The 12,576-nt window shown below is 57.1% G+C and carries 9 protein-coding genes; 6 read left to right on the forward strand and 3 right to left on the reverse strand.

Going from position 1 to position 12,576, the window contains the following annotated elements; all coding sequences use genetic code 11:
• The first annotated feature begins 29 nt into the window (after positions 1–29).
• The gene (locus AC13E3_RS06035) at positions 30–689 is read left to right on the forward strand and encodes an alpha/beta hydrolase (protein ID WP_405419771.1); all 660 of its coding nucleotides are present in this window, start codon (positions 30–32) and stop codon (positions 687–689) included.
• A gap of 19 nt (positions 690–708) precedes the next feature.
• On the opposite strand, the gene glgP is transcribed toward AC13E3_RS06035, so the two are convergent.
• Genes glgP through glgB form a run of 3 tightly spaced genes read right to left on the reverse strand, consistent with a single transcriptional unit; the run spans position 709 to position 6,640 of the window.
• A complete protein-coding gene (gene glgP / locus AC13E3_RS06040) occupies positions 709–3,261 on the reverse strand; it encodes an alpha-glucan family phosphorylase (protein WP_482901821.1) in 2,553 nt (850 codons plus the stop codon).
• 32 nt (positions 3,262–3,293) lie between these two features.
• Entirely contained in the window at positions 3,294–4,757 is a 1,464-nt protein-coding gene (gene glgA, locus AC13E3_RS06045; protein ID WP_288365675.1) for a glycogen synthase GlgA, read from the reverse strand.
• Positions 4,754–6,640: a 1,4-alpha-glucan branching protein GlgB gene (gene glgB, locus AC13E3_RS06050; protein WP_041645216.1), complete on the reverse strand. Its 1,887-nt coding sequence runs from the start codon at positions 6,638–6,640 to the stop codon at positions 4,754–4,756. The genes glgA and glgB overlap by 4 nt, the downstream gene beginning before the upstream one ends.
• A 203-nt stretch (positions 6,641–6,843) precedes the next feature.
• Between glgB and glgC the strand changes: the two genes are divergently transcribed.
• The 5 genes from glgC (at position 6,844) to AC13E3_RS06075 (ending at position 12,574) form a co-directional block, all read left to right on the forward strand.
• Positions 6,844–8,109 (forward strand): glucose-1-phosphate adenylyltransferase, encoded by a 1,266-nt coding sequence (glgC, locus tag AC13E3_RS06055; RefSeq protein ID WP_482901822.1) that lies wholly within the window; start codon positions 6,844–6,846, stop codon positions 8,107–8,109.
• Positions 8,099–9,826, forward strand: coding sequence for a glycoside hydrolase family 57 protein (locus AC13E3_RS06060; RefSeq protein ID WP_273018340.1), 1,728 nt, complete (start codon positions 8,099–8,101; stop codon positions 9,824–9,826). The genes glgC and AC13E3_RS06060 overlap by 11 nt, the downstream gene beginning before the upstream one ends.
• Positions 9,823–11,316: a 4-alpha-glucanotransferase gene (malQ, locus tag AC13E3_RS06065; protein WP_288944295.1), complete on the forward strand. Its 1,494-nt coding sequence runs from the start codon at positions 9,823–9,825 to the stop codon at positions 11,314–11,316. Before AC13E3_RS06060 ends, malQ begins: the two co-directional genes overlap by 4 nt.
• A gap of 100 nt (positions 11,317–11,416) precedes the next feature.
• Positions 11,417–11,776, forward strand: coding sequence for a PilZ domain-containing protein (locus AC13E3_RS06070; RefSeq protein ID WP_049784470.1), 360 nt, complete (start codon positions 11,417–11,419; stop codon positions 11,774–11,776).
• Between the two features lie 27 nt (positions 11,777–11,803).
• Entirely contained in the window at positions 11,804–12,574 is a 771-nt protein-coding gene (locus AC13E3_RS06075; protein WP_053115312.1) for an SDR family NAD(P)-dependent oxidoreductase, read from the forward strand.
• The last annotated feature ends 2 nt before the right edge of the window (positions 12,575–12,576 follow it).

Consider the following 12,576-nt stretch of genomic DNA (forward strand, 5'->3'; position numbering starts at 1 on the left):
GTACATAATTTTCAGACATGAGGTAAACCGTGCAGGATCTTCAGTACATTCAGATTGAAACCGGGGAAAGCCCGACCGCAGCCGTCATCTGGCTTCATGGCCTTGGTGCGAGCGGCCACGACTTCGAGCCCGTAGTGCCGGAACTGGGCCTGCCGGAAGATACAGCGGTACGCTTCATCTTTCCCCATGCGCCCAATCTGCCTGTCACCATCAACGGTGGCATGTCCATGCCCGCCTGGTACGACATCAAGGCCATGGATATCGACCGTGTGGTGGATACGGAACAGTTGCGGGCGTCTGCCGATGCGGTCGCCAAACTGGTCGAGCAGCAAAAACACAAAGGCACCCCGCCGGAGCGCATTATCATCGCCGGATTTTCCCAGGGAGGCGCCGTTGCCTATGAACTGGGGCTCAGCTACCCGGAACGTTTTGGCGGTGTTCTGGCGCTTTCAACCTACTTCGCCACCGCGGACACGGTTCAACGCTCAGAGGCCAATGCTGATGTGCCGATCAGCGTGTATCACGGAACCTTCGATCCGATGGTGCCGGAATCACTGGGTGTGCGCAGTGTCGAAACCCTGAAGGAGATGGGCTACGACCCTTCGTATCAGACATTCCCCATGGAACACAGTGTGTGCCTTGAGGAAATACAGGACATCGGCCGATTCATTCGCCGGCACCTGCTTTGAGGCACCGCCATGCCCTGGGTCAGACCCAGAGCATGGCGCCCATCTCCAACGGATGCGTCAGTGATTCGTGATAGGGGTACATCCTGAGCCTGAGAGTCTGCAAGCCGGGATAGGGGGGTTGCACGCGTGTAGAGAACACGGTTCGCCCCTCCGCTTCGCTTTCCTTATCCAGCAAGAAACTGTCGGGCCCCGGGCTGTTATGGGTGCCGGTGCATTCTGGGCTGACCAGGCACTCCACCCGCACATCCTTCGCTGACAGGCCATTGAGCCTTGCCTCGACTCTGAGTTCTACGCCGCCATCATGGGGGCAGGCAGCTTCGACGCAGCCAACCACGTTTAATTGCACTCCCGGCCAGGCATGCCTGACCCGTGCCTTCCAGTCTGCCAGTTCTTTGGCAACCTCGCCGTTGTCGGCCATCAGCAAAGCACCCTGGGTTGACGCCGGCTGGTAATAGTTATTGACGTAATCCATCACCATACGCCGGGCGTTAAACCTTGGTGTGATCGACTTCATCGAAGCCTTGGATCGCTGGACCCAGCCTTTCGAAAAGCCCTGGGAGGCGCGCTCGTAGTAGAGGGGAACCACTTCGAATTCGAGCAGATCGATCAGGTCCCGGGCCTCTTCCTCATTCCGGAATTCAGGGTCCAGTTCGGTATCCCTGGGAGGGATGCCCCAGCCATTTTTGCCGTTATAGCCTTCGCCCCACCAGCCGTCGAGCACGCTGAGATTAAGAGCGCCATTGAGGGCTGCTTTCTCTCCGGAGGTGCCACTGGCCTCTTTCGGGTATTCCGGTGTGTTCAGCCACACATCGACGCCACTGAGCAGCCTGCGGGCCATGGCCTGGTCATAGTCCTCCAGGAGAATCAGGTGCCCCATCAACGAAGGGTGCATGGAAAGGTCGTGGATTACCTTGATCAGTTGCTGACCGGGTTTGTCCTTGGGATGGGCCTTGCCGGCAAATACCAGCACCACCGGGCGGTCCGGATCGGTCAGGATGCTTTCGAGGCGTTCCAGGTCCGAGAAGATCAGCGTCGCGCGTTTGTAGGTGGCGAACCGCCTTGCAAACCCGATAACCAGCGTGTCTTTTTCCGAGGAAACAAGCTGCCGGGTCATCCTGTCAGTGACGGAATGGCCGGTGCCGTTGCGTTTATGCTGGCGCTTGAGCCGCTGGACAATGTATTCGCCCATTTGCTGTTTCAGGGCCTTGTGAACGCTCCAGTAGTGATAGTCCGGGATCTGGTCGATAAACTTCCAGAATTCCGGGTTCCGGAGTTCACTTTTCCACGTGGGCGCCTGTATATCGAACAGGCTGGACCATTCCGGCGCCAGAAACGTCGGTACGTGCACACCGTTGGTAATGTACCCGATAGGGTTTTCTGCCGACGGCACCTGGGGCCAGATATCGCCCTCCATCAACGAGGCGACACCACCGTGAATCCGGCTCACCCCGTTGTGGAAACGAGAGCCGCGCAGGCCCAGACTGGTCATGTTGAAACTGTCCCCACCGTCCTTCGAGCCCAGGGCAAACACCTGATCAAAATCCAGGGCAGATTCCTCGATATATCGCCCCAGGGCATGATGAACGAGGGAGCGGGGGAAGATGTCGTGGCCAGCCGGTACCGGCGTATGCGTTGTGAACAGCGTTGCGCCGGCAACGGCTTCAAGCGCGGCCTCGAAACTCAACCCGGAAACCATGGTGTGCCTGCAGCGTTCCAGAATCTGGAATGCGGCATGGCCCTCGTTGATATGCCAGACGGTCGGCTTTAGGTTCAGCGCCTCCACAACCCGGGTTCCACCAATGCCAAGCAGCATTTCCTGGCTGATCCGCGTGGACTCGTCGCCACCGTAAAGCTGGAGCGTCAGATCCCGGTCTTCCGGGCCGTTTTCTTCGGTATTGCTGTCCAGCAGGTATAAGCGGATATGGCCTACGCGGGCTTCCCACACACGCGCCACAACATCACGCCCGGGGAAGGGGACGGAGACCTTGAGCCACTTGCCGTCTATCTCCACCGGTGAAATAGGCAATTCATCGCTGGAATGGGACTGATAGCGCGCAATCTGCTGACCGTGGGCGTCGATACTCTGGATAAAGTAACCCTGCCGATACAACAGACCCACAGCGATAAAGGGCAGGGCCAGGTCACTGGCGGCCTTGCAATGGTCGCCGGCAAGGATGCCCAAGCCGCCGGAATAGATCGGAAAACTTTCGTGGAAGCCGAATTCGGCACAGAAGTAAGCCACCAGGGCCTGTTCCGGATCGAGCTTCTCCGTCACTTCCGGGCCGGGGCCAGCCTCAAGATAGGCATCGTAGCTACTCAGAACCCGACGATACTCGGCCAGAAACGCCCGGTCTTCAGACGCTTCATCGAGTCGATCCTGGGCAACCCGCCGCAGGAAAAGCTTTGGGTTGTGCTCGACTTTCTGCCATAGCGGTAGGTCAATACGGACAAACAGGCTTCGAACCCCATGGTCCCAGCTGTAGAACAGGTCATTGGCAAGCTCTTCCAATCGCTCCAGGGGTTCGGGAAGCAGGGGATGAGCTTCAAGTCGGAATTCCGTTGCTTTATGCATGTTGGTTGCCTCCAGGCGGGCAAACGCTCGCACTAATCCAGCTGTTGTTGGTCACGTTCTTTGAGAATACGTTGATACAGATCGCCATAGGTGCGAGCCCGCTGCTTCCAGGAATAATCGATCGCCATGCCGTTATCCTGCAATCGCCGCCATTGCTTACGTTTTTCAAAAAACTGTAGCGCGCGGTTTACGGCAGCCAGTAACGAATCGGCATTGGCGCCGGTAAAAACGAATCCGGTGGCCTTGTCGATGCCAACTTCCTGAGGGTCCTGGACGGTATCTGCCAGTCCGCCAACACCGTGCACCACCGGAATCGTGCCGTACCTGAGGCTGTACATCTGGTTGAGCCCACAGGGCTCGAATCTCGATGGCATCAGGAACAGGTCACATCCGGCCGTGATGCGATGGGAAAGCCCCTCGTTGTAGCCCAACGTGAGAGACATTTGCCCCGGCCATTGCCGGGCAAGGCGTTTCAGGGGCTCCTCGTAACTGGCTTCACCGGAGCCAAGAACGACAAACTGGCAACCCTGTTCCAGCAAGTGCGGCATCACCGAAACCAGCCAGTCCACGCCTTTCTGTTCAACCAGTCGCCCGATGAAGCCCAGTAGTGGACCGCCGTTTACCTCCAGCCCGAGCTCTTGCTGCAGGCCGGCCTGGCACTGCGCCTTGTTCTTCAAGTGATCCCGGCCATAGTGAAAGGACAGTTCAGGGTCCTCCTCGGGATTCCAGACCCGGTTATCGATGCCGTTGAGAATGCCGGTGAGCGCGTCCTGGCGGTGTCGGAGCAAACCATCAAGTCCATTACCGAATTCCGGGGTCTGGATCTCGAGCGCATAGGTCGGGCTGACGGTGGTGATTCGGTCACTGAAAACCAGGCCGCCCTTGATGAACGAAAGCTGCCCGTAGAATTCAAGCTGCTCGAGGTTCCAGAGCGAATCAGGCAGACCCAGGGCACGGAAAGTCTCGTGGGAGAAGAGTCCCTGGTAGGCGAGGTTATGGATGGTAAACACAGTGCCGGGCCTGTCGTGGTAGGCCTCTAGAAATACCGGTATCAGCCCGGTTTGCCAGTCGTTGCAGTGAACCAGATCCGGTCTCCAGGACAGGCCTGCCTCTCCCATGGCGATCATGGCGCCGACCTTTCCGAACAGCTCAAAGCGATGGGCATTGTCCCACCAGTCTTTGCCTTCCTCGTTCTTGTAGGGGTTGCCAGGGCGATCAAACAATGGCGGACAGTCCACTAGCCATAGCGTGACAGCGGTGCCGGGCAGTCGGGTCTGCCAGAGGCTCACATTGTATTGCCCCAGCTGAAACCGCGCCTTCCTTCGGGAGCCTGCCTTTCTTGCCGCTCTCAAAGCATCGGGATAGCCCGGTAGAAGTATCTGTACGTCGTATTCCAGGCGGCAGAGCGCTTCCGGCAAACTTGCAGAAACGTCGGCAAGACCGCCGGTTTTCATCAAGGGATAAACCTCACTGGTTGCAAACAGCACGCGGATCATAAAGCCGGCCTCAGAATGATCGCGCCCAGTGGTGGCAGGGTTAGTTCCACGGACCACTCACGGTTCATCCAGGGCTGGGCATCCGCAGGCATGGGGTAGGGATTTCCCAGATTACTGCCACCGTAATACTCTGAATCGGAATTAAAAATTTCCCGCCAGTTGCCACCTTCAGGCAGGCCGATCCGATAGTGGTGTCTGGGCATGGGTGTGAAATTAACGACAATCACCGAGGTTTCGCCCTTGGCGGTGCGCAGGAAACTGATCACTGACTGGGGGGAATCATGGCAGTCGATCCACTCGAAACCATCCGGCTTGAAGCAGGCGCCGTGTAACGACACCTCCCGCCGGTAAATACCGTTCAGGTCCTGAACCAGCTTTTTAATTCCCTGATGCTCCGGGTAGGCCAGTAGAGACCAGTCCAGTTCCCGGGATTCACTCCATTCGCGTCGCTGCCCGAATTCACCGCCCATGAAAAGAAGTTTGGCGCCCGGGTAACTGAACATGTAGGTAAAAAGCACCCTCAAAGTAGCCCTCTGTTGCCATTCGTCGCCGGTCATTTTGTTGATCAGGCTGCCTTTGCCATGAACCACTTCGTCGTGGGAAAGCGGCAGCAGGAAATTCTCCGAGAAGGCATAGAGCAGCCCAAAGGTCAGCTTGTCGTGATGATACTGACGATACACCGGATCCTGTGCCAGATAGTCCAGGGTGTCGTGCATCCAGCCCATGTTCCATTTCAGGTTGAACCCGAGTCCGCCAATTTCCGGTGGCCGGGTTACACGCGGCCAGGAGGTCGATTCTTCCGCGCAGACCAGCGTTCCGGGGAAGCGGCTCTGGCAGACCTGGTTCAATTCCCGCAGGAACTCAATGGCTTCGAGGTTTTCATGGCCTCCATGCACGTTGGGCTCCCATTCGCCTTCCTTGCGGGAGTAGTTGAGGTACAGCATGGAAGCCACCGCATCCACCCTGAGTCCGTCGATATGAAAGGCGTCCAGCCAGAACAAGGCACTGCCGATCAGGAAGTTCCGCACCTCATGCCGGCCATAGTTGTAGATGAGTGTGCCCCAGTCCTGATGGCGCCCTTTGCGGGGATCTTCATGTTCGTAAAGCGCGCTGCCATCAAAGCGGGCAAGGGCGTGTTCATCGGTCGGGAAATGTCCCGGTACCCAGTCCAGAATCACGCCGATGTTGTGCCGGTGGCATTGGTCCACCAGATAACGAAGATCGTCCGGCGTGCCGAACCGACTGGTGGGCGCGTAGTATCCGGTCGTCTGGTATCCCCAGGATTCATCCAGGGGGTGTTCCGTGACCGGCAACAGTTCAATGTGGGTGAAGCCCAGTTCGAGCACATAGGGAATGAGTTGGTCGGCCAGTTCCCGATAGGTCAGCCATCGACCCGAACCGTGGTGGCGCCAGGAGGCGGCATGAACCTCGTAGATGGAGATGGGCGAATCCTGCCAGTTCCAGCGACCCCGCCGGGCCAGCCAGTCGCCATCGCCCCAGCCAAAGTGGCCTCGCTCGGTGACTACAGCAGCGGTGGAGGGCCTGAGCTCGAAAGCCTGTCCATAGGGATCGGTTTTCAGGATCTGCCGGCCTTTGTCCGTTGTGATGGCGAATTTATAGAGAGCGCCGTTACCGATGCCCGGGATAAAGCAGGACCAAACCCCCGTGCCTTCATGCAACGACATGGGATGGATGCCCGCGTTCCATTCGTTAAAGTCACCGGCAACACTGACGGCGCTGGCGTGCGGCGCCCAGACTGCAAACCGGACACCTTCCACACCTCGGTTCCTGCAGACATGGGCACCGAGCACGTTGTAAATGTGCCAGTGGCGACCCTCGGCAAAAAGGTGGAGGTCGAATTCGCTGAGCGTTGGACTGTCCATAGACCGTGCTGTTCCTGACCAGATGAGGCGCTTTGAGCGTCCCTTCATTGGACGCGAAAGGGCCTGTTTAAAAAATGACCCAAAACAAGTTTACGTCATAATTCCGTGCTAGTGTTCTACTATAGTTTAAGGCGTCAAAAACGTGGCAAACCCTTGCGGTTAAACGACCGGTTACAGGGAAGGTTTTCTTCAGGGAAGCAGCTATGCAAACGGCCAAGCGTTTCGTCAGTCGTCTCACTCGTCAGACTCTTGCACTGGTTCTTGCCGGAGGGCGGGGATCCCGCCTCCACGATCTCACCAAATGGCGGGCCAAACCGGCGGTGCCCTTTGGAGGCAAGTTCCGGATTATCGATTTTCCACTCTCGAACTGCATAAACTCCGGCATCGGGCAGGTTGGTGTAATCACCCAGTACAAATCCCATTCCCTGATCCGCCATATCCAGCGGGGTTGGGGGTTTCTCCGGGGAGAACTGGATGAGTTCGTAGAGCTCTTACCTGCGCAACAGCGGATCGAGACTTCCTGGTATGAAGGAACGGCAGACGCTGTACTTCAGAACCTCGACATCATTCGCAGCCACCAGCCAGAGTATGTGCTGATTCTTGCGGGTGATCACGTGTACAAGATGGACTACGGCACCATGCTGGCCCATCACGTGGAGAATGATGCCGATATTACCGTGGGCTGTATCGAAGTACCTCTCGATGAAGCCTCGGCATTCGGGGTGATGTCGGTAGATGACGAGTTGAGGGTCACCGAGTTCATCGAGAAGCCAGAACAGCCCAACCCAATGCCGGGCCAGCCCGGAAAGGCGCTGGCATCCATGGGCATCTATGTGTTCAGTACCCAGGTGCTCTTCGACGAACTCATGCGCGACCAGCAGATGGATGGCGAATCGTCTCACGATTTCGGCAAGGACATTATTCCCTCCGTCATCAAGCGTCTGCGGGTGGTCGCATTCCCGTTCCGTAATCCGGTTGAGAACAAGCCGGCCTATTGGCGCGATGTGGGCACCGTTGACGCACTCTGGCAGGCAAACCTGGAGCTGATCGGAATCAGCCCGGAGCTCAATCTCTATGATTCCCACTGGCCGATATGGACCTATCAGGAACAGCTGCCACCGGCAAAGTTTGTTTTTGATGATGACAATCGACGAGGCATGGCTGTGGACTCCATGGTGGCCGGCGGCTGTATTGTCTCTGGCGCTCTGGTGAAGCATTCCTTGTTGTTTTCGCAAGTTAAGATTCATTCTTATAGTGAAATCTCGGATTCGGTCATCTACCCGGATGTCGAGATTGGCCGTCACTGCCACATCCGCAATGCCTTGATTGATCGTGGCTGCCGCATCCCCGAAGGGACGAGGATAGGTTTCGACGAGGCCGATGACCGGAAGCGTTTTCATGTATCGCCCAAAGGTATTGTGCTGATCACGCCCGAGATGCTCGGGCAGGATTATCCCCATGGCCTCTGACACCAAAACACCGGTTGTACTCTGCTGGCATATGCACCAGCCGTCTTATCAGGATATGCGCACTGATCAGTTCCTGTTTCCCTGGGTGTACCTTCATACCATCAAGGATTACAGCGACATGGCGGCGCATCTGGAAGCAAATCCGGACGCCAGGGCGGTAGTCAATTTTGCCCCGGTTCTGCTTGAGCAGATCGAGACCTACCTTATCCAGATTGAAAAATGGCGCCATGGCGCTGGCGAGATCGGCGATCCTTTGCTCGCAGCTCTGGTTGCAGAACAGTTGCCGGAAACCGGAACGCCTGCGTTTCTGGGATTGATCGAAAAGTCTCTGCGGGCCAACCGGGAACGGATCATCAATCGGTATCCGGCCTACGCGCAGTTGGCGGAGCTTGCAGAGGTTTACCGCAAAAAGCCCGAGCTGCAGAGATACATTTCAAGCCGGTTTCTTTCCGACTTGCTGGTTTGGTACCACCTTGGCTGGATGGGAGAAACCATCCGCAGAAGCAGCCATTGCATCCAGAGCCTTCAGGAGAAGGGCCACAACTTTTCGATGGATGACCGGAAGGCTCTTCTCGACGTGATTTTTGATGTGCTATCCGGCATCGGCCCAAGGTACCGGCATCTTGCGCAAAAAGGGCAGGTGGAGTTGTCTGTCAGCCCCTATACCCATGCCATGCTCCCTCTGTTGATCGACCTGGGTGCTGCCCGCGAGGCCATGCCGGATATTGCTTTGCCAGCACACAGCCATTACCCGGAGGGTGAAGCGCGCGCCGCATGGCAGCTCCAACAGGCTAGGACCGTTTTTCAGCGCTTCTTCGGTGTTGATCCCTCCGGCTGCTGGGCTTCCGAGGGTGGTCTCAGCCAGGCCACACTGGGCCTGCTGGACCAACATCAATTCCGATGGACTGCCAGCGGAGATTCTGTGGTGCACAACAGCCTCAATCTGGCCCGGCAGGACAACCCGGATTTGCCCGATGCCGGGATTCACCAGCCCTATACGTTCGGCGAATCGGATACCGCCGTCTTCTTCCGTGACGACGGTCTGTCGGATCTGATCGGTTTTACTTACGCAGACTGGCATGCCAGGGATGCCGTTGGCGACCTGGTGCATCACATGGAAAACATTGCGGGGCAGGCCAAGGGCAAGACGAAGCCGGTGATTTCCGTGATCATGGATGGCGAAAATGCCTGGGAGTATTACCCCGAGAACGGTTTTCACTTCCTCGACGAACTTTATCGGGTACTGGCAAACCACCCCCGGCTCAGATTGACCACTTATGCCGATCTGGTGGCGAACCCGGTAGCCGCACCGGTTCATTTGCCACATCTTGTAGCCGGCAGCTGGATTTACGGTACGTTCTCCACCTGGATCGGTGACCCGGACAAGAACCGGGCCTGGGATCTGCTCTGTGAAGCCAAAACCCACTTCGACCGGGTGATGGACAATGGCAGCCTCAATTCGGAGCAGAAAGCAGCCGCCATGCAACAACTTGCTATCTGCGAAGGGTCCGACTGGTTCTGGTGGTTTGGTGACTATAACCCGGCCCAGATTGTCAGCGACTTTGAGCATCTGTATCGCCGCCACCTCGTCAATCTCTATGAAATGATCGGCTACCCGGCGCCGCCATCCGTGTTCCAGAAGCTCAGCCAGGGCAGTGGAGAACCGGCTCGCGGCGGTACCATGCGGCCGGGTCATGAGGCGGATCATCCTGCATGACTTCAGCGAACGACAAGGATCTGTTCAGTGCCCGAAGGGCCGGTGTGCTGCTTCACCCGACCTGTCTGCCCGGAAGCCTGGGTGTTCTGGGCGCCGGCGCCCGCCGGTTCGTCGATTTTCTGGCCGACAGTGGCATCACCATCTGGCAGACACTGCCTATTGGACCAACACACCAGGATCTTTCACCGTACCAGTCCCTGAGTGCCCACGCGGGCAACCAGGATTTTATTGACCTCGCTGAACTGCTGCAGACCGGACTACTGGCCGACGCTGAACTGGCCCAGCCCATCGCCGAATCCCGCCAGCAGCTGCTGGCCATCGCCGCCCAACGGTTTTACGAGGGCCATGCCACAGGCCGGAAGGGCCTTGATCTGGCCGGATTTGAAGCTTTCCGGGCAAGAAATGATTACTGGCTGGATGATTTCTGTCTGTTCTGCGCAATCCGGGAGGTTCAGGAGTCGCCAGGCTGGCTCCAGTGGCCAGAGCACTTGAGGGATCGGGAGCCGGCTGCCTTGCAGGCCTTTGTCGACCAGAACCAGGCCAGACTGGCTCGCATCAGGTTTGAGCAGTTCCTGTTCAACCACCAGTGGCAGGCACTCAGGGACTATGCACGAAGCCGCAATGTTTTGCTGTTTGGTGATATCCCCATATTTGTCGCTCAAGACAGCGCCGATGTCTGGGCCAACCGACAGTTCTTCAAACTGGACGCCCGGGGCGAACCCACTGTGATTGCCGGTGTGCCGCCGGACTATTTTTCCGAGGAGGGCCAGCACTGGGGTAATCCACTCTACAACTGGCAGGTCATGGCGGAAGATGGCTACCAGTGGTGGCTTCAACGGCTCGAAAGCCAGCGCCATCTGTTCGATCTGATCCGGATAGACCATTTTCGGGGGCTTCAGGCCTATTGGGAGATCCCGGCTGAGGCCCCTCAGCCACGAAACGGCTATTGGGTTCCCGGCCCCTCTGACCATTTTCTACAGGCCTGCTTCGACCGGTTCCCGGATTTACCCCTGGTAGCCGAAAACCTCGGCATCATCAGCGACGATGTGGAAGAACTTCGTCATCGCTTCCGGCTGCCGGGGATGACTGTGATGCAGTTTGGCTTCGACGGCAGCCCAAACAATCCGCATCTGCTTCACAACCACCAGCCCCGGGATCTTGTCTACACCGGCACCCACGATAACGACACAACACTGGGGTGGTACCGGAGCCTGGATGACCGTACCCGGCACTATGTAAATGATTATCTGGCCACCAGTGGTGATGGGATGCCATGGCCGGTAATTGAAGCGGCGTTCCGTTCGGTCTGCTCATTGGCCGTGGTGCCTATGCAGGATTTCCTCGGTCTTGGAACCGAGGCAAGGTTCAATACGCCGGGCACCATTACAAATAACTGGACATGGCAACTGGACTGGAATTTTCCCGAGAAAGACTTGTCGAAAATAATCGCTGAATCGGTAAAACGACATGGGCGCCTCCCTCCGGTCTGAGCATTTTTTGATCAGCATCAAAGAGGCGGGCCCCAACCTTCGATATAACACACAAGCAGTATCAACAATTGGCGTTCAAGATGAGTCACGAGGGGGGAAAATGGAACACAGACTCAGTAAACGCGTACAGGGAAAGCTTGGGCTGTTGGTATACAAGCGCGGGATGCCGGTTGCGACCGGTCAGATTCGCGATGCCTCCAAACGTGGTCTGTTCATTGCCACGGACTACACTGACGTTCAGTTAAACCAGACGGTGGAACTGGAGTTCCGTTTTCCGGATACCCAGGAAAAGCGGTTCCGTCGGCTGAAGGCCCATGTTGTGCGGAAGTCAGACCGCGGCCTTGGTGTCGATTTTGAAGGCGTCGAGAACGACAGTTTTACAATTTCTTCACTGATCAACTGGCTTAAAAACCACCACATGCCAGTCAACTATTTTCCTGCCCGCAGGAAACAAGCCTGAAGAACACCCAAGGGAGAGGATCTGTTCATGGAACGACTTAAAGGTAAAGTGGCCGTGATCACCGGTGGCTCCGTTGGCATCGGAGCCGCAACAGCGCTCCGAATGGCAGAGGAGGGCGCTGCTGTCGCCATTCTCGACTGCCAGGATTCCGAGGGAGAGGCCCTGGCTAAACAACTTGAAGGCCGCGGTCTGAAGGCGGGTTACTGGCACTGTGACGTAAGCAAGGAACAAGAGGTCAAACAGGTTCTGGACGCCGTTGCCAATACCTTCGGTAGCCCGACTGTACTGGTGAACAACGCCGGCATTGCCGGGGCGAACAAGCCGACCCATGAACTCACGGAAGAAGAGTGGGACCATGTTCAGGATGTGAACGTCAAGGGCGTGTTTTTCTGCACCAAGCACGCCATTCCCCACATGAAAAAAGCGGGCGTTGGCAGCATTATCAACCTGTCATCCATTTATGGGCTGGTGAGTGCGCCGGATATTCCGCCTTATCATGCCTCCAAGGGCGCCGTGCGTTTGATGTCCAAAACCGACGCCCTGTTGTATGCCACTGAAAACATTCGCTGCAATTCCATTCACCCCGGGTTTATATGGACCCCGCTGGTTGAGGCCCACCTCAAAACGACCGGACAGGACCCGGAGGAAGCTAAAAAGGCCACGGCGGCAATGCATCCTGTCGGTCACATGGGCGAGCCGGATGATATTGCCTGGGGCGCTGTCTATCTAGCCTCCGACGAATCGAAGTTTGTGACCGGGAGTGAACTGGTGATTGATGGCGGTTATACCGCTCGATGATG

The organism is Marinobacter sp. L-80 (assembly GCF_056859395.1).

What these genes read in the sequence shown, in the direction of transcription:
- glgC (WP_482901822.1), top strand. Translation starts at nt 6,844, where the DNA reads ATGCAAACGGCCAAGCGTTTCGTCAGTCGTCTCACTCGTCAGACTCTT.
- glgB (WP_041645216.1), bottom strand. Translation starts at nt 6,640, where the DNA reads ATGGACAGTCCAACGCTCAGCGAATTCGACCTCCACCTTTTTGCCGAG.
- glgA (WP_288365675.1), bottom strand. Translation starts at nt 4,757, where the DNA reads ATGATCCGCGTGCTGTTTGCAACCAGTGAGGTTTATCCCTTGATGAAA.
- glgP (WP_482901821.1), bottom strand. Translation starts at nt 3,261, where the DNA reads ATGCATAAAGCAACGGAATTCCGACTTGAAGCTCATCCCCTGCTTCCC.
- AC13E3_RS06075 (WP_053115312.1), top strand. Translation starts at nt 11,804, where the DNA reads ATGGAACGACTTAAAGGTAAAGTGGCCGTGATCACCGGTGGCTCCGTT.
- AC13E3_RS06070 (WP_049784470.1), top strand. Translation starts at nt 11,417, where the DNA reads ATGGAACACAGACTCAGTAAACGCGTACAGGGAAAGCTTGGGCTGTTG.
- AC13E3_RS06060 (WP_273018340.1), top strand. Translation starts at nt 8,099, where the DNA reads ATGGCCTCTGACACCAAAACACCGGTTGTACTCTGCTGGCATATGCAC.
- malQ (WP_288944295.1), top strand. Translation starts at nt 9,823, where the DNA reads ATGACTTCAGCGAACGACAAGGATCTGTTCAGTGCCCGAAGGGCCGGT.